This window comes from Streptomyces sp. NPDC004788 (assembly GCF_053601115.1).
On sequence record NZ_JBSGBF010000020.1, the window covers coordinates 54,899 to 71,427 of the forward strand.

Consider the following 16,529-nt stretch of genomic DNA (forward strand, 5'->3'; position numbering starts at 1 on the left):
TCAGCGCTCTCCCTCGGCCCGTCCGCCCCACCCGGCACGGAACTGCTCCGCGTAGAAGGTCATCAACTCCGGCACCCGGTCGGGCACCCCCGCGCACTCCCCGGCCATCCGCGCGAGATGCCCGAAGCGCAGCGCGAACGCCCGCCGGGCCACATCGGGCCGGGCCAGCGCCACCGGCGGCTCCTCCAGTTCGAAGGACGGGCCGGCCGTGCGGCCCCGCCAGCCCGAGTCGAGCGTCACCAGGAGCTCGGCGAGCGGCCGCATCATCCCCGTCATCACGTCGATCGCCGCGTTCATCAGCCGCGACCGGCGCAGGCTCGCGTCCGGGCTCTCCGCGAAGTGCTGCACCATCAGCTGGAGCATCAGGAAGTAGCAGCGGTTGAACAGCCGCATCACCTCCCGGGCGTGCGGGTCGCGGACCGCCGCCCGGCCCGGGTGCGCCGGATCGAGGGTCGGGTTGCGCAGCGCCGGATAGGCGGGGTTCCACGGCGCGCCCTGCCCGCCGGGGCCGTCCGCCCGTTCGGTCATGAGGAGTTCGCCGAGCCGTACGAAGGTGTCGTGGTGCGACTCGGGTACGGGACCGGGCGCGTCGAGCACCCCGCCCTCGCCCTGCTCGGTGACGAAGTCGACGGCGAACAGCGCGCTCGGCAGGTCGTCGACCTCCAGCTGGTAGTCGGGGTGGCGGGCGTCGACCGACCGGCCCAGGAAGAGGTGGTGCTCGCCGCCGCCCCGGCCCCGGTCCACCAGGAACAGGTCCGGCACCCGGGTGAGCCCGTCGCGGATCGCCGCGTACAGCTCGCTCGGCGAGCCGAACGGGGCGCCTCCGCAGCCGCGTTCGCCTTCGGGACCGCAGGAGCCGCTTCCGGAGCCACCGGCCAGCCGCTCGGGCCGCTCGATCGCGACGAACCGCTGCACGCTGCCCAGATCGAGCGGTTCGAGCGCGAAGTCCAGCGGCAGCGGCAGCCGCCCCGGCGTGCCGAAGTCGATGGCGGGGACGTGGAACGGCTCGCCCATCGCCATCAGGATGTTGTTGACGACCAGGAAGTGGATCATCTCCTCGCGGGCCACCTCGAACAGGCTGTCCCGGATCCCCTTGCTCAGCGTCTCCCCGCCGTCGCCGCACGCCAGCCGCAGCTGCCGGGGCGTCCACACCCCGCGCCGCACGTACGCGAAACCGGCGCCGTGTGTGGGCAGCGAGTACCCCGCGTACAGGTACTGCAGCGAGGTCGCCAGCTCCACCGTGACCGCCTGCCACAGCGCCGCCCGCAGCTGGGCCCGCGTCGTGATCCGGGGCACCGGCGCGGCCGGCGACGGAGTGGTGACCGGAAGCACCGCGTCGGCGGCCGAGCGCGCCCTCAGGTACTTCAGGAGCAGCCGGGCCTTCGGCAGGGTGAGGTCGCGGGTCGGCGGCATGTAGTACGTGCGGTCCCGGTTCGCCGGATCGCACATCTGCCAGATCAGCTTCGCGTACGTCTCGACCTTGCACCGGTCCGCGAGGCTGAACACCTCGTCGCGCATGAACGGGTACAGCTGCTCGTAGACCGCGAACACCTCCCGGTGCAGCAGCTCGAAGGTCGCCTCCTCCTTCAGTACGGCGTCGAGCTGCCAGTCGTCGGGCAGCACCCGGACGTGCGCCCCGCCCGCCCCCGCCCACCAGCCGAGCGCGTCCCCGTCGTCGTACGCCACCGAGGCCGGCGATGCGCCGGACGATTCGCCCGGGCAGGGCGGCAATTCGCCGGCGTCGGCCGTGAGCAGCAGGCGCGCCGTCCCGGCGCGCGCTCCGCGCAGCGTGAACCAGCCCCGCCCCCGCTCGTCGGTCACGAGCCGGCACACGTCCTCGAACTCCGCCGGCTGCGCCTCCGGATCGCCGTCCTTTCCGTCCGTGAGCCGGCCCGGGCGCAGCTCCACGATCACCAGGTCCTCGCTCCGCGCGCCGGGCAGGGCCCGGGGGTTGGCGAACTGGCGGACGACGACGGTCTCGTGAGCCGCCGGCCGGCCCCGTACGCTCGCCCGCACCGCGACCTCCACGGCATGGTCCTCGCCGCGCTCCCGGTCCGGGTGCTCGACCAGCAGCGCGGCCTCGTCGGTGACGACGACCCGCTCGCGCTCCCGCAGCCACACGACGTGCTCGCCGGTGCCGTCCGTGCCCACCAGGCACAGCCCCTCGTCGGCGGCCCGGGAGCCGCCGGGCCCGGTCACCGGCACCGCCACGACCAGCGGATCGTCCGGTCCGGCAGCGGGCAGCACGGCGACCAGCTCGTCCGTGCCGGCCGTACGCAGCGCGAGCTCCCCGCCGCCACCGTTCCCCGGCCGGCCGAACGGCAGGTTGAACACGGCCTCGCCGTCCGACACGCGCACGGAGCAGATCCGCGCGTCCCGCCGCGCCCCGCCGTACGGGACGAGCAGCCGGCCCGCCGGATGCGTGCGCGGCTCCTCCGGCCGCCAGGGGGCGATCACCCCGCGCAGCCGCCACTGCTGCGGGGCGTCGCCGGGCCCCCCGTACCCGTGCCCCGGGCTCCCCGGCTCACCGGCGGCCTCCAGGGTGAACTGCACCAGGAGCCCGCCGTACGCCTCGGCGGCGGCCCGCAGCGCCGTCGCCGCCGGGGAGCAGCCGCCGGGGCCCGGGCCCTCGGGCCAGTCGAGTGCGGGACCCGCCGGGACCGCGAACTGGTGCAGCACGGCGGGCGAGGGGCCGAAGGCATGCCAGCGCGGCGGCTGGAAGCCGGTCACGTCACCCAGGCACACATGACCCGAGTCGTGCGAGCGGCCCCGGCGACCGAGCGCGAACCGGCCGGTCATCAGCGTCGTGGTCCAGGCCGAGGCCGGGTCGACGTCGAAGACCCGGGCCCGGTTGGCCGTCGTGCCCAGATACGGGTTGTGGTGTCCCCACAGGTCCACGGCCCGCCCCACGAGTGGATCGCCGTCCGCGGCCGCGGGCTCCGGGCCCTCGACGGCCGTCACCCGCGCGTCCACCGAGAAGTGCCCGTTGCCGGAGAAGTGCCCGCCGAGCGCGCCCCGTTCGCGTAACAGGTCGTGGAAGGACGCGGCCGTCCCGTCCACGACTCCCTCCGGCATCAGGACCGTGTTCGTGCCCAGGTCGAGCAGACCGGCCCCGGCCGCCCCGCGCGGGCCGGTGGGCAGCCTGGTCTGCGCGGTGCCGGCGAAGTACACGCGCGGGGTGTCGAAGACGCTCATGCCGCCGCCTCCAGCCGGGTCGGGAGGGTGCGGCCGGCGCCCACGGCCCCGGCGCCGAACCGCCGGTCTATGGCCCGCACCGCCTCCAGGGCCGACTCCACCGCGCCCTCGATCCAGGCCGGTTCGGAGGAGCAGTGCTCACCCGCGAAGAACAGCCGCCCCTGCGGCCGGGCCGCCCGCCGGCGCTCCTCCTCGCAGGCCGCCGCGTCCTGTCCCCAGCGGATGGTGCAGCCGCCGCCGGTCCACTCGTGCTCGCCCCACGCCATGCTGGCCACGCCCCGGACCATGCCGCGCCGCAGCACCTGCGGGTGCATCCGGCCCAGCTCGTCGAGGACCGCGCGGTGCCGCTGCCGGACCGGCAGCCGGCCGAGCAGATCGGCGTCCTCGCCGATGGTGTAGCTGGCGAGCAGCGCCGCGCCGCGCCCCTCGGCGCCGGACGGGGCGTCCTCCGCGGGCGCGGGATAGTACGTCTGCCGGATCAGGCCGCCGCTGAAGGAGGCGCCGCCCCGGATGCCCTCCCGCTCCCAGAACGGCTCGCGGACGTGCACGGCCACCTTGGTCGCCGGGCAGTAGTCCACCTCCCGCACGACGGCCAGCTTGTCCTCGTCGAAGCCGCCGAGGCTCATCCGGCGCAGCAGCGAGAACGGCACCGTGCAGAGCACCACGTCGGCGCCGCGCAGCGCGGCCAGCGGGCCGCGTCCGACGCGCAGCCGCACCCGGTCGGGGGCGACGTCCAGGCCGGTGACCTCCTGGCCCAGCCAGATCGGGCCGCGGACCCGGCCGGCGAGCCGCTGCACCAGCTGGTCCATGCCGCAGGCCAGCCGGATCAGTCCGGGGCTGGTCTCGGTGAGGATGTCGTCGAGGAAACTGTTCAGGCGGGTGCCGCAGCCGGCCCGGATGCCCGGGTGGGCGGCGAAGAGCCCGTGGACGTCGATGCGGTCCTTGCCGTCGCCGAGCAGATGGGGTGTCAGGTCGACCCGCTCGACCAGGTCGAGGAGGTTGCGGGCGAGGTCGGCGCGGAGGCCGGTGCGCAGCGCGGGCGGGGCGACGGCGTCGACGACGGCCGCCAGCCAGGCGCCGAACACGACGGTCTCGTCGCGGTAGTCGTCGCGGTCGAGCGAGGCGCGGACGTCGGCGATCAGCCGGCGCGGCGCGTCCCGCAGCCGGACGTGGCCGGTGCTGGTGGCGAGCAGGGCGTTCTCCTCCGAGAGGAGGGTGGTGAACGGCCGTACCTGGTCGAGCAGTCCGAGGTGCTCGACGTAGTGCATGGTGCGGTGGTGGTGGGTGGGCACCCGCATGGCGCCCAGTTCGACGAAGGGGGCGCCCTCGTGGGCGCCGAAGCGGTGGGTGCGGATGCGGCCGCCGAGCCGGCGGCTGCCTTCCAGGATCTCCACGCGGTGGCCGAGGCGTTCGAGTTCGTAGGCGGCGACCAGGCCGGCCATCCCCGCGCCGATGACGGTGACCGTGCCTCGGGTGCGCGTCCGGTGCTTGGACAAGGGACTCTGACTCCCGTCACTGTGCGGCGGCTGAAGGGGACGAGGGGGAGTGCGGTGCGTGTGGGGTCCGCGGGGCCTGCGGGGCGAGCGAGGCGAGGTACGCGTCGAGGCACTCGGGCCGGTCGACGGGCGCGACCAGGCCCACGTACCCGTCCGGCCGGACGAGCCGCAGCTCCCCGGACCGGCCGAGCAGCCGTGCCTCGCTCGCGTACGCGGGGGTGACCGGCAGCAGCCGGACCGGCACGGGCCCGTCCGTACACCGCTGCTCCAGCGCCCGGCGTACGGCTCCGTCGGCGGCCCGCGCCGCGTCCACGACCAGCGTCCAGGCGTCGTACCGGAGCAGCTCGTGCAGGCGTACGGGTCCGGCGGCCGGGTCGCCGGTCGTGACCATGGCGTCGGGCATCCGGTCGCCGGCCCGCGGGCCGCGCCGTCCGTCGCTCGCGCGGCCGGCGGGGGAGCGGCGCCAGGACAGGGCGCTGTGCCGGTGGTTGCGGCCGAGGTCGCTCAACTGCCAGTCCAGGCGCTGCTGGAACCGCTTCAGGGAGAGCGCGAGCGGCACGGCGGCGGTGAAGGCGTGGTAGCCGAGCGGCGGCAGCGGCAGCTCCATGAAGTTCAGGCGCATCTCGCGGATGTAGCGCAGCGCGAGGGCGCGCTGCTCGGTGTCGTACGTGTCGAGGAGCCGCTCGTCGGCCTCGCCGCGGTGCACCGCGGCCAGCTTCCAGGCCAGGTTGTGCGCCCCGAGCATGCCGACGTTCATGCCGTGGCCGCCGACCGGCGCCCAGGCGTGCGCCGCGTCGCCCGCGAGCAGCCCGCGGCCGCAGCGCAGCCGGGCGGCGACCCGGTCGCTGAACCGGGCCCGGTTGAGCCAGACCGGCTCCGTGGGGGCGAGCCGCAGGTGCGGCAGCCGCGCGGTCTCGGCGACCAGGTCGCGCAGCTCGCCGAGGGTCGGCGGCGTGGTCAGGGTCGGGTCGGGGTCGTCGCGGAAGCAGAAGAAGCGGAAGCCGCCGCCGGGCAGCGGGAAGACGAGCAGCGAGCGGCGCGGGGCGAGGAAGATGTGGCCGTGGCCGGGGTGGTAGCCGTAGGGCCAGTCGGCGTGGGCGTTGCCCTGGACGACCTGGAGGCCGGCGCGCCGGCGCCCCTGGAAGGGGATGCCGAGCCGGTCGCGGACCACGCTCGCGGTGCCCTCGCAGCCGACGATCCAGGCGGCGGTGGCGGACTCGGCCGAGCCGTCGGGCCGGGTGAGGGTGTACTCGGCGCGGTCGTCGTGCACCTTCACGTCGGTGACCTCGGTGTCCCACTCGACCTCGGTGCCGAGCTTGGCGAGCTCCGCGCTGAGCAGCCGCTCGATGTCGTGCTGTTCGATGTTGAGCGGCCGGCTGTGCGCCGAGCGGTGCCAGCCGGTGGCCAGCCGGCCGAGCGCCCGGCCGCCGCCGTGGATCGTCACCTCGCCCAGCTCCACGCCGTGGCGTCTGAGTGTCCCGGCGACGCCGAGGGCGTCGAGCGCCTCGGCCGCGCGCGGCCACACGACGAGGGCGCGGGCCTCGCGCTTGGCTGCCGGGGCGCGGTCGACGACCCGCACCTCCAGGCCGAGCCCGCGCAGTCCGATCGCCAGGGTCAGCCCGACCGGCCCCGCCCCGACCACGCACACGTCCACACCCGGCATCGGCCCACTCCCCACCCGTGTCGCATCCGTACCGTCCGCCGGAACCAGCCGCTCCGGCATGTTCCTCAGGGTGCGTGCGGATGATCACCGCTCGCCAGGGCGTACGGCCCGGCGCGAGAAGCATTCGACCTGCCGATATGACTCCCTGTGCATCGGTTCTTCGGTTTGGGTGAAGAGATGCGCGGAGGGGCGCGAGTAGTCGGCAGAGGCGGCAAGTCGCCGGAAGTGGCCGGAAGTGCGCGAAGCATCCGGAGTGGACTCGTCCGGACCGCTTGAAGATCATTTTGTGCGGACGCACCTTGTGACGTCCGAAGATCCGGCCCTACGTTGCCGACACCACACTGATCTGCACTGACCGCACTGATCTGCACTGACCGTACTGATCTGCACTGACCATGGGGGAACCATGTCCGCACCACTGGCGCGCCCGGATGCTCCGGCCCGCTCCGGCGCAGCCGCCGCCGTCGGATGGATACTCACGATCGGCCTGAACATCGTGGCGCCGATCCTCACCTACGGAGCCCTCACCGACCGCGGCTGGAGCGACTTCTCGGCGCTGCTCGCCAGCGGCGTCTGGCCGGTTCTCGACACCGTCGTCCACCTGGCGTGGCGCCGCAAGCTGGACGAGTTCGCCGTCGTCACCGTCTTCTTCCTCGTCCTGACGGCCGTCGTCTCGCTGGTCGGCACCCACTCCGCGCGTGCCCTGATCGTCAAGGACTCGGCCGTCACCGGCCTCTTCGGCGTCCTCTGCCTCGTCACGCTCCTGGCGCCCCGGCCGCTGATGTTCTACTTCGGCCGCCGCTTCGCCACCGACGGCACGCCCGAGAGCGCCGCCTGGTGGAACGGCCTGTGGCAGTACGAGGGCTTCCGGGCGGTCCAGCGCCGCATGACCGTCGTCTGGGGCGTCGCCTACCTCGTCGAGGCCACCCTGCGCATCGTCCTGTCCTACGTGCTCTCCGTCGACGCCATGGTCGTCGTCAACCCGGTCCTGACCTACGGCACCCTCGGCCTGCTCATCCTCTGGACCATCCGGACGGGGCAGCGCTCCCGCGCCGAGGGTGAGGCGCGGCGGGTCGCGGCGGAGGCGGCGGCCGCGGCCGCCCACTGAACCCCGGCCTCTGCCCGGTAGGCGCAACTGGGCAGCGCCCGTCCGTTATGTCTCGGATAGGGTGATTCGGTAGGTATCGCGGGATGACGCCCCTCGGGGCCCGGCCGATGCGTAGGTGGATGCATTGGACACTCACCAGTCGCCGAGCAGGGTTCCGCGGCCGCCCCGGGCGGCCGTCGGGTACGCGGGCGTGCTCAACGACCTGCTGCCCGTCGCCCTGTGGCGCGAGGACGCCGAAGGGCGGATCGTCGAGTGGTCCCTGGCCGCCCAGGACCTGCTCGGCCACCGCCCCGAGGACGTCCTGGGCCGTCTCGCGACCCCGCTCCTCGTCCCCGTCGCCAACATCGAGCTCGCCGGCCGGCTGACCGAACGCGTCCAGGCCGGCGAGACCGTCGTCGGCACCCTGCCGGTCCGGCACCGCGACGGCCACCAGGTCGTCATGGAGATGTGGATCGTGCCCGCCGCCGACCCGGAGGGCCGGCCCGGCGCCATGCTGATCGCCTTCGAGACCTCCCAGGTCCTCAAGATGCGCGACTCCCTGGCCGCCCTGGAGTCCCTCTTCACCCAGTCGCCCATCGGCCTCGCCACCCTCGGCCCCGACCTGCGCTTCGTGCGCGTCAACGACGCCCTCGCCCGGATGAACGGCGTCCCGGCCGCCGACCACGTCGGCCACCGCCTCACCGAGGTCGTCCCCGGTGTCAACGCCGGCGCCCTCGAAGCCCTCATGCAGCGCGTCCTCGACACCGGCACCGCCGTCGTCGACGCCCGCCGGGCCGGCCGCACCCCCGCCGACCCCGCCCACGACCACATCTGGTCCAACTCCTACGCGCCGCTCCTCGACCACGGCGGCCGGCCGCTCGGCATCATCGCCTCCCTCATCGACATCACCGAGAGCCAGCAGGCCCACATCGAGGTCGAACGGGCCCGGCACCGCTTCGCCCTGCTCGCCGAGGCCGGCGAGCGCATCGGCACCACCCTCGACCTGCAGCAGACCGCCGAGGAAGTCGTCGCCTTCCTGGTGCCGCAGCTCGCCGACTCCGCCGACGTGCACCTCCTCGAAGCCGTCCTGGATCCCGACGAGTCCACCGCCGCCACCCGCAACATCCTGCGCCGCCTCGCCGCCGGCTTCCCCGACCCGAGCGCGCCCACCGCACTGCTCGCCACCGGCCAGAAGTTCCAGATCCCCTACGACTCCGTGTACGAGGAGGCCATCAACCAGGCCCGGGCCATGGACCTGCGCGTCGGCGACATCCCCGCCCTCATCCGCGACCCGCGCCTCGAAGCCCTCCGCCGCTACCTCGCCACCCGCATCGGCTCCGCCCGGCTGATCCCGCTGGTCGCCCGCGGCAAGGTGCTCGGCACGGTCTCGGTCACCCGGCTCCGTACCCGCGAACCCTTCGACCACGAGGAACGGGTCCTCCTCGACGAGGTCGTGGCCCGCGCCGCCCTCAACATCGACAACGCCCGCCTCTACACCACCCAGCGGCAGGCCGCCCTCACCCTCCAGCGCAGCCTCACCAACAACGCCCTGCCCGACGTCACCGGCCTCGAACTCACCGGCCGCTACCTGCCCGCCAGCGACCACGACGTCGGCGGCGACTGGTTCGACGTGGTCGCCCTGCCCGGCGGCCGCACCGGCCTCGTCATCGGCGACGTCATGGGCCACGGCATCCACGCGGCGGCCGTCATGGGACAGCTGCGCACCGCCGTCCGCACCCTGGCCCGGCACGACATCCCGCCCGCGCACATGCTGCGCTCGCTCGACGCCGTCGTCGCCGACCTCGGCGAGGACGAGATGGCCACCTGCGTGTACGCCGTGCACGACCCGGCCGACAACGGCTGGACCATCGCCCGGGCCGGCCACCCGCCGCCCGCCGTGGTCACCCCGGACGGCACCGTCACCTTCCTCGACGGCCCGCCCGGCACCCCGCTGGGCACCGGCGCCCACGAGTTCGGCACCGAGGAGGTGGGGCTGCCCGCCGGCGGACTGCTCGTCCTCTACACCGACGGCCTCATCGAGTCCCGGGACCGCGACATCGACCAGGGCATGGCCCGGGTCGCCCGGGCGCTGCGGGTCATGGACCGACCGCTGGACGAGCTCTGCGACGACCTGCTGGCCGGCCTCCCCGCGGGCCCGGCACAGGACGACGTCGCGATGCTGCTCGCCCGTACGACGGGCCGGTGAGACGGGATCCCGTGCGACGGCCGGCGGGCCGGTGAGGGATCAGTGGGCGGTGGTGCCGGTCTCCAGAATCGACTTCAGGTGCTGTTCGTCGCGCGGCATCTCCTTGCGGGCGGCCGGCTTCACGACGAGCGGCGCTATCACCTTGCCGATGCCATGGCCCTCGAAGTCCAGGGAGAGCGTCACGCGCGAGCGCGCTCCGTTGTCGAGCGGCTCGATCGTGCCCTGGACATCACCACGCACCGGCCCGTCCGTGCCGTGCACGTGCCAGCTGCGCGGCGGGTCCAGCTCCATGACCTGCATGGTCATGTCGTACTGCTTCTTGCCCATCCGGCGGGTGACGGTGACCTGCGAACCGACCGTGCCGGGGTTGCCGCGCTTCTGCTGCACCTTGACCGCGCTGTCCTGCCACTCCGGCAGGTGCTGGGGGTCGGTCATGTACGCGTAGACGTCCTCGGGGCGGCGCGAGATGTCGACGGAGGCGTTGATCCTGGACATGTCGCCTCCTTGCTTGCGGGAGGGGGGATCTCATCCCATCGTCCCACGGTGGTACGGGGTGCGGCAGCCGCTACGGGAGGTGCTGCCGGGAGATGGACTCGACCAGCGGGAGCAGCCGGTGGGCGACCCGCTCGCGCAGCGCGATCTCGGTGCGGGTGCGGACCACGCCGGGCAGCTGGATCAGGCGCTGGATGACGTCCTCCAGATGGCCGGCGTCGCGGGCCACCACCCGGGTCAGCAGGTCACCGCCGCCCGTGATGGAGAAGGCCTCCACGATCTCCGGCACGGTCGCGAGCGCGTCCCCCACCTCGTCCAGATGCCCCTGTGTCACCTCGATGTGCACGAAGGCCAGCACCGGGTGGCCGAGGGCCGCGGGGGAGAGCACCGGGCCCGTCGCGGTGATCACCCCGTCCCGCTCCAGCCGGTCGATCCGGGCCTGCACGGTGCCCCGGGCCACCCCGAGGATCCGCGCGTACTCGCGCACGCTGGTACGCGGCTGCTCGATGAGGAGCCGCAGGATGCGGGTGTCGAGCTCGTCCACCGCCATGGTCCGTTGGCCTCCCTCTGGCCGTACCGCACTCGCTTCGACTGTACCAATGGCACACCCTTCAGGGCGCCGGTTGAGCCACTGGGCGGAAGGATGCTTTCCTCTTACAAGAGTTGAACAGATGGCGCCGCGCACGCGCCGGCCCGGCGATGCTGCCGGGACCCGGCCCCGCGGCGCCATCGTCATGTCGTCATCTGGTCATGTGCGAAGAGGGTGTGTGTACGGCAACGGGGGCGGGACGACCGTCATGAAGAAGGGCCTGACGGGTCTGAAGGGTCTGATGGCGAAGGAGCTGGTGGCGCAGGGCCTGTCGGCCGGCGGCAGGCTGCTGCGGCACATGTGCGTGGCGCCCGACCCGGGTCGGGTCCGGCTGCGGGTGGCCGGTCGCGCGGTGGTCGGCATCGCGCTCGCCGTGACCGTCTCCGAACTCGTCGGGCTCTCGATCGTCGCCTCCGTCACCGCGGGCCTCGCCGCGCTCCTCGCCCTCTTCACCGTCGGCGACCCCACCGTGCGCCGCCAGGCCGTCACCACCGCCCTGCTGCCGCTCGTCGGCTTCCCCGTGCTCGCCCTCGCGACCGCCCTGCACGACGCCCCGCTGCTGCGCGACGGCGCGTGGCTGCTGGTCGTCTTCGCCGGGGTGTACGCCCGGCGCTGGGGGCCGCGCGGACACGCGCTCGGCATCTTCGCGTTCATGCAGTTCTTCGTGACCCAGTTCCTGCACGCGCTGCCCGCGCAGCTGCCGGAGCTCTTCGGGGCCGTGCTGCTCGCGCTCGGCGCCGCCGGCGCCGTCCGCTTCGTCTTCTGGTGCATCGAGCGGCGCGTGCCGCCGCCCGCCGCGCCCGCCCCGCTGCCCGGCACGGGACTCGCCCGGGTCACCACCCGGCAGGCGTTCCAGGCGACCGCCGCCTGCGCGGTGGCCCTCGGAGTCGGCCAGCTGCTCTCCGAGCAGCGCTGGTACTGGGCCGTCGGCACCGCCTGGTGGATCTTCGTCAACACCGCCTCGCGCGGCGAGACGCTCGTCCGCGGCTTCCGCCGGGTCGTCGGCACCGTCACCGGCATCGCCGCCGGACTGCTCGTCGCCCTGCCGCTGGGCGGCGCGCCCGCGCCGACGGCCGCGCTCGTCGCCGTCTGCGTCTTCGGCATCTTCTACACCGCACCGCTGTCCTACAGCTGGATGATGTTCTTCGTCACCGTCATGGCGGGACTGCTCTACGGGCTCCTCGGCGTCCTCCACCCCGGCCTGCTGCTGCTCCGCTTCGAGGAGACCGCGGTCGGCGCGCTCGGCGCCGCCGTCGGCGTCGCCCTGCTGCCGGTGACCACGCACGCGGCCACCAACGCCTGGATCCAGCGGGCCGTGGCCTGCGTCCACGCCTGCACCACCGCCGCGGCCCGCCGCCTCGCCGGCGACCCGCACGCCGACCCGGCCCCGCACGCCGCCGAGCTCGACCTGCTCCTCGCCCGCGCCCGGCTCACCCTCGCCCCGCTGGTCCACCCGCTGAGCCCGCTGCGCGCCCGCAAGGCCCGCGCCCGCCGCGTCCTCGCCCTGCTCGACGACTGCGCCCGGGAGACCCGCGGCCTGGCCGCCGTCGCCGCCGACCCGGACGCCTCCCACGACGCCCGCCTCGCGGCGGCCGCCTGGCGCGTCGAGTCCGCCGTGCACGCCCTGGTCCCGGCCGCGGTCCCGCCCCGCACCGCGACCACCCTGTTCGACCTCCGGCCCCACCACCCGGGCGCCGAGGCCGCCCTCGCCCACCTCCACAGCCTGGAACGCGCCCTGGTCGACCTCGCGACCCCGCTGCGCACGGCCCCGAGCGAGCCGCTGATCCCGGCCGCGTGACCCGACGCTCTGACCCCGGCCGCCTGACCCGCTTGGTCTAGACCGGCTGCTAACGTCGGCCCGGTCACCGTCGGACACGGGAGCAGGGGAGAGGCGCAGTGGGCGACACACAGGCGGGGCGGGTGCGGGCGTACATCGGGTCGTTCACGTCGGAGGGCGGGCGCGGAGTGATCGCCGCCGACGTGGACCCGGAGAGCGGCGCGCTGACCATGACGGGGGCGAGCGACGCCGTCGCCGACCCGTCCTTCCTCGCACTGGACGGAGACGTGCTCTACGCGGTCTCGGAGACCGACGAGGGCGCCGCGGCCGCCTTCGACGTCACCGGCCCGGCGCCGCGGCCGCTCGGGGCCCCCGTGTCCGTCGAGGCCGCCGGGCCCACGCACCTCGCGGTCGCCGGCCGCTGCCTCCTCACCGCCAACTACACCTCCGGCAGCGTGACCGCCCTGGCCCGCACCGCCGACGGCGGCCTCGGCCCGGTGACCGGCCAGGTGCGGCACGAGGGCTCGGGGCCGGTCGCCGACCGGCAGGAGGGCCCGCACGCCCACCAGGTCCTGCCGGACCCGAGCGGGCGCTGGGTGCTCGACGTGGACCTCGGCACGGACACGGTCACGGTCGGCGTCCTCGACCCCGCCACGGGCGTCCTCCGCCCGCACCGCGCCACCGCCCTGCGCGCCGGCACCGGCCCCCGCCACCTCGCCTTTCACCCGGACGGCGGACACGCCTACGTCCTGAACGAGCTGGAGCCCACCCTCACCGTGTGTCGCTGGGACGCCGAGGCCGGCGTCCTCACGCCGCTCGCCGAGACCCTGGTCGTCCCCGCGGGCGCCACCGGCCCCCAGTACCCCTCCGAGGTCGTCGTCGCCCCCGACGGGCGCTTCCTGTGGGCCGCCATGCGCGGCGGCGACACCCTCGCCGTGCTCGCCCTCGACGCGGGCGGCGAGGAGGCCCGGCTCGTCGCCTCCGCGCCCTGCGGCGGACGCTGGCCGCGCGACCTGACGCTCGGCCCTTCCGGCCGCCACCTGTACGCGGCCAACCAGCGCTCCGGCGACGTCACCTGGTTCACCGTCGACCCCGAGACCGGCATCCCCGCGCCCGCCGGCTCGATCCCGGCCCCGGCGGCGTCCTGCGTCGTCCTCGGTTAGGGGCGGTCGGACACGGGAAGGGCCCGCACCGGAAGCCTCCGGTGCGGGCCCTTCCCGTCACGGTCGTACGTGCGCGGGCACGTGCGCGTGCGCGCCCGCGTCAGTGAGCCGACGCCCCCTGCTGCGGGTTGATGCCGAGCGTCGCCATGTACTGCGAGAGCACCAGGCGGCCGATCGCCGGGTACGCGCCCAGCGCCTCGGCGGACGCGCAGCCCGCCTCCTTGGCCGCCACGTCGAGCAGCCCCTCGGCCAGCTCCGGGCCGATCAGGTACGGGGCGAGCGCGAGCTGCTCCGCACCGGCCGCGCGCAGCTGCTCGGCGATCGAGGCGATCGAACCCTCCTGGTCGAGCGCCGCCGCCATCACCGGCACCGCGAGCCGCGCCGCGAGCAGCATGCCGGTGATACCGGCGGCCTGCACGGCCTCCTCGCCACCGACCGTGGCGAGGATGATGCCGTCGGCCGCCGTGGCGACCGTGAACAGGCGGGCGCGGTCGGCGCGGGCCAGACCGGCCTCGGAGAGCCGCACGTGCAGCGCCTCGGCGAGCAGCGGGTGCGGGCCGAGCACATCGGTCAGCTCGGCGTTGTTGCCGGCGTCGAGGACGGCCTGCCGGACCTGCCGCATGAGCGCGCTGTCCGGGCCCGCGAGCAGCGGGACCACGACGGCCGCCGGGCCCTCGGGGGCGGCGACCTCGCGGCCGGCGGCCACGGCGATCTCGTACCGCTCGGTGCGCAGGGCCGCGGCCCGCGTCAGCACGGTGGAGAGGGTGGGGTACTCGTCGTCGTCGCCGTCGAGGTAGCCGATCGCGGCCTCCAGGCCGGGCAGCTCCGAGCGGGCGATGCTCACGACCTCGTCGGCCAGCGAGCGTATGGCGGCCGACGGGACACCGGGTACGGCGAGAACCAGCGCGGGAGCGCCCTCGGGCGCCGCCACGGGTTCAGGGCGACGGTGTCGCCCGGACTGGCGGGGTCGCGGCATTCGTACAGGCAGGCCGGGGTTGGGCCCAGTGGGGGAGCTCATGCCGCCGCATGCTACTGGTTTTGTCCGCCGCCCCGTTCGCTGAGGTGCGGCTCGGTGACTTCTGCCCCTGTATGTCCGAACCTGGCCTGGAGCCGCCGCTTACCTGGTGAGTTGCAGGAGTCGGGGATCCTCCGGCAGGCGGAGCGTGCCCTTCGCGAGCGCGCCCGCGATCGTCACCGCGCCCGCCAGCGGATCGCCCGCGGCGACAACCTCGCGCGTCCCCGGCAGCAGCGCCCGGAGCTCCGCGCGCAGCGGCCCGAGCAAGGGCTCGCCCAGCTTGAACAGCCCACCCGTCAGGGCCACTTCGCCCTCGGCGCCCGCGGGGCAGACGGCCGCCGCGGCCTCCGCGACGTGCGTCGCCGCCCGCGCCAGGACGCCGACCGCCACCGGGTCGCCGGCGACGGCGCACTCCGCCACCTCCGGCGCGAACGAGGCGAGCACGGCCGGCCGGTCCGTCCGCGGATACAGCGCGCCCGGCAGTCCGGCCGCCGGTCCGAAGCGCAGCTCGGCGCGTGCGAGCAGCGCGGCCGAACCGCCGCGCCGGCCGTCGTACGCCCGCATCGCCGCCTCTAGCCCGGCCCGGCCGATCCAGGCACCGCTGCCGCAGTCGCCGAGCAGATGGCCCCAGCCGTCCGCCCGCCGCCAGCCGGCCAGATCGGTGCCGAGCGCGATCAGACCGGTGCCGCCCGCGACGACCGCGCCCGGACGCTGCCCGAGCGCCCCGGCGTACGCGGTCACGGCGTCGGCCGCGAGCGCGAGGCGCCGTACGCCCCAGGCCCGTTCGAGCGCCTCGGGCAGCTCGGCCCGCAGGCGGTCGCCGAGCGTCGCCATCCCGGCCGCTCCGACGGCGACGGCCACCACCGGTTCGCCACCGGCCCCTTCGGCCGCCCGCTCACGCATGGCGTCGACGGTGGGCAGCAGTCGGCCGAGCAGCTGCCCGGCGTCGATCCCGCCCGGCCCGGTCCGCACCGGCTCCCGCGACGCCACGGTCTCCAGGACCACCCGGTCGGCGGCCCGCGCGAGCGCGATCCGCAGCCCTGAGCCCCCGGAGTCGACGCCGACGACGAGCGTCACGGCAGCTGCCAGTCCACGGGCTCGGCGCCCTGGCGGAGCAGCAGTTCGTTGGTGCGGCTGAACGGCCGGGAGCCGAAGAAGCCGCGGTCCGCCGACATCGGCGAGGGGTGCGAGGACTCGATCGCCGGCAGACTGCCGAGCAGCGGCCGCAGATTGCGGGCGTCCCGGCCCCACAGGATCGACACCAGAGGCTTCCCGCGCGCGGCGAGGGCCCGGATCGCCTGTTCGGTGACCGCCTCCCAGCCCTTGTCCCGGTGCGCTCCCGGCCGGCGCGGGGCCGTGGTGAGCGCCCTGTTGAGCAGCAGGACGCCCTGCCGGGTCCACGGGGTCAGATCGCCGTTCGAGGGCCGGGGCAGGCCCAGATCGGCGTGCATCTCCCGGTAGATGTTCTCCAGGCTCGGCGGCAGCGGGTGCACGTCCGGCGCCACCGAGAAGCTCAGGCCCACGGCGTGCCCGGGCGTGGGATAGGGGTCCTGGCCGACGATGAGGACCCGCACCTCGTCGAAGGGCTGCTGGAACGCCCTCAGGACGTTCGCCCCCGAGGGAAGGTAGGTCCGCCCGGCGGCGATCTCCTGCCGGAGGAAGTCGCCCATCGAGGCGATGCGTTCGGCCACCGGCGCGAGCGCGTGCGCCCACCCGGCCTCGACGATTTCGTTCAACGGTCGTGCTGCCACGCCGTCACTCTACTGGCGCAGTCCGACAACGCCGCGCGCCGCCGAGACGTCCGCCGTGGCCCGATATGACACGGCGGTCACTCCCGTCACCAGGA

General features: G+C 74.8%; 12 protein-coding genes. 4 read left to right on the forward strand and 8 right to left on the reverse strand.

Annotation, left to right across the window (positions count from 1 at the left end):
- From ACWEJX_RS11975 to ACWEJX_RS11985, 3 genes are read right to left on the reverse strand one after another with little or no spacing between them, the layout of a single operon-like run.
- Entirely contained in the window at positions 1-3,195 is a 3,195-nt protein-coding gene (locus tag ACWEJX_RS11975) for a ferritin-like domain-containing protein (RefSeq protein ID WP_451607357.1), read from the reverse strand.
- On the reverse strand, positions 3,192-4,691 hold the full coding sequence (locus ACWEJX_RS11980) for a flavin monoamine oxidase family protein (RefSeq protein WP_451607358.1): 1,500 nt from the start codon (positions 4,689-4,691) through the stop codon (positions 3,192-3,194). The genes ACWEJX_RS11975 and ACWEJX_RS11980 overlap by 4 nt, the downstream gene beginning before the upstream one ends.
- Positions 4,692-4,707: 16 nt before the next feature.
- Positions 4,708-6,354, reverse strand: coding sequence for an FAD-dependent monooxygenase (locus ACWEJX_RS11985; protein WP_451607359.1), 1,647 nt, complete (start codon positions 6,352-6,354; stop codon positions 4,708-4,710).
- Between the two features lie 406 nt (positions 6,355-6,760).
- On the opposite strand from ACWEJX_RS11985, the gene ACWEJX_RS11990 reads away from it, so the two are divergent.
- On the forward strand, positions 6,761-7,462 hold the full coding sequence (locus ACWEJX_RS11990; RefSeq protein ID WP_451607360.1) for a VC0807 family protein: 702 nt from the start codon (positions 6,761-6,763) through the stop codon (positions 7,460-7,462).
- Positions 7,463-7,586: 124 nt separating this feature from the next.
- Complete coding sequence (locus tag ACWEJX_RS11995) at positions 7,587-9,647, forward strand: SpoIIE family protein phosphatase (protein WP_451607361.1); 2,061 nt, start codon at positions 7,587-7,589, stop codon at positions 9,645-9,647.
- Positions 9,648-9,686: 39 nt separating this feature from the next.
- On the opposite strand, the gene ACWEJX_RS12000 is transcribed toward ACWEJX_RS11995, so the two are convergent.
- Together ACWEJX_RS12000 and ACWEJX_RS12005 are read right to left on the reverse strand one after the other, a co-directional pair.
- The gene (locus ACWEJX_RS12000) at positions 9,687-10,142 is read right to left on the reverse strand and encodes an SRPBCC family protein (RefSeq protein WP_451607362.1); all 456 of its coding nucleotides are present in this window, start codon (positions 10,140-10,142) and stop codon (positions 9,687-9,689) included.
- A 70-nt stretch (positions 10,143-10,212) separates the two neighbouring features.
- A complete protein-coding gene (locus ACWEJX_RS12005; protein WP_451607363.1) occupies positions 10,213-10,689 on the reverse strand; it encodes an Lrp/AsnC family transcriptional regulator in 477 nt (158 codons plus the stop codon).
- A 337-nt stretch (positions 10,690-11,026) separates the two neighbouring features.
- Here ACWEJX_RS12005 and ACWEJX_RS12010 point away from each other — a divergent pair, with 337 nt between their 5' ends.
- Complete coding sequence (locus tag ACWEJX_RS12010) at positions 11,027-12,526, forward strand: FUSC family protein (RefSeq protein WP_451607387.1); 1,500 nt, start codon at positions 11,027-11,029, stop codon at positions 12,524-12,526.
- Positions 12,527-12,624: 98 nt separating this feature from the next.
- Positions 12,625-13,668, forward strand: a complete 1,044-nt coding sequence (locus ACWEJX_RS12015) for a lactonase family protein (RefSeq protein ID WP_451607364.1) — start codon at positions 12,625-12,627, stop codon at positions 13,666-13,668.
- A gap of 100 nt (positions 13,669-13,768) precedes the next feature.
- Here ACWEJX_RS12015 and ACWEJX_RS12020 read toward each other — a convergent pair whose 3' ends face one another.
- The 3 genes from ACWEJX_RS12020 to ACWEJX_RS12030 form a co-directional block, all read right to left on the reverse strand.
- Entirely contained in the window at positions 13,769-14,686 is a 918-nt protein-coding gene (locus ACWEJX_RS12020) for a sirohydrochlorin chelatase (RefSeq protein WP_403788980.1), read from the reverse strand.
- 99 nt (positions 14,687-14,785) lie between these two features.
- Positions 14,786-15,760 (reverse strand): N-acetylglucosamine kinase, encoded by a 975-nt coding sequence (locus tag ACWEJX_RS12025; RefSeq protein ID WP_451607365.1) that lies wholly within the window; start codon positions 15,758-15,760, stop codon positions 14,786-14,788.
- Positions 15,757-16,434, reverse strand: a complete 678-nt coding sequence (locus ACWEJX_RS12030; protein ID WP_403788976.1) for a uracil-DNA glycosylase — start codon at positions 16,432-16,434, stop codon at positions 15,757-15,759. The genes ACWEJX_RS12025 and ACWEJX_RS12030 overlap by 4 nt, the downstream gene beginning before the upstream one ends.
- Positions 16,435-16,529 lie beyond the last annotated feature (95 nt).

Coding starts and splice junctions, on each gene's coding strand:
- ACWEJX_RS11975 (WP_451607357.1), bottom strand. CDS start 3,195: ATGAGCGTCTTCGACACCCCGCGCGTGTACTTCGCCGGCACCGCGCAG.
- ACWEJX_RS11985 (WP_451607359.1), bottom strand. CDS start 6,354: ATGCCGGGTGTGGACGTGTGCGTGGTCGGGGCGGGGCCGGTCGGGCTG.
- ACWEJX_RS11990 (WP_451607360.1), top strand. CDS start 6,761: ATGTCCGCACCACTGGCGCGCCCGGATGCTCCGGCCCGCTCCGGCGCA.
- ACWEJX_RS12000 (WP_451607362.1), bottom strand. CDS start 10,142: ATGTCCAGGATCAACGCCTCCGTCGACATCTCGCGCCGCCCCGAGGAC.
- ACWEJX_RS12005 (WP_451607363.1), bottom strand. CDS start 10,689: ATGGCGGTGGACGAGCTCGACACCCGCATCCTGCGGCTCCTCATCGAG.
- ACWEJX_RS12010 (WP_451607387.1), top strand. CDS start 11,027: ATGTGCGTGGCGCCCGACCCGGGTCGGGTCCGGCTGCGGGTGGCCGGT.
- ACWEJX_RS12020 (WP_403788980.1), bottom strand. CDS start 14,686: ATGAGCTCCCCCACTGGGCCCAACCCCGGCCTGCCTGTACGAATGCCG.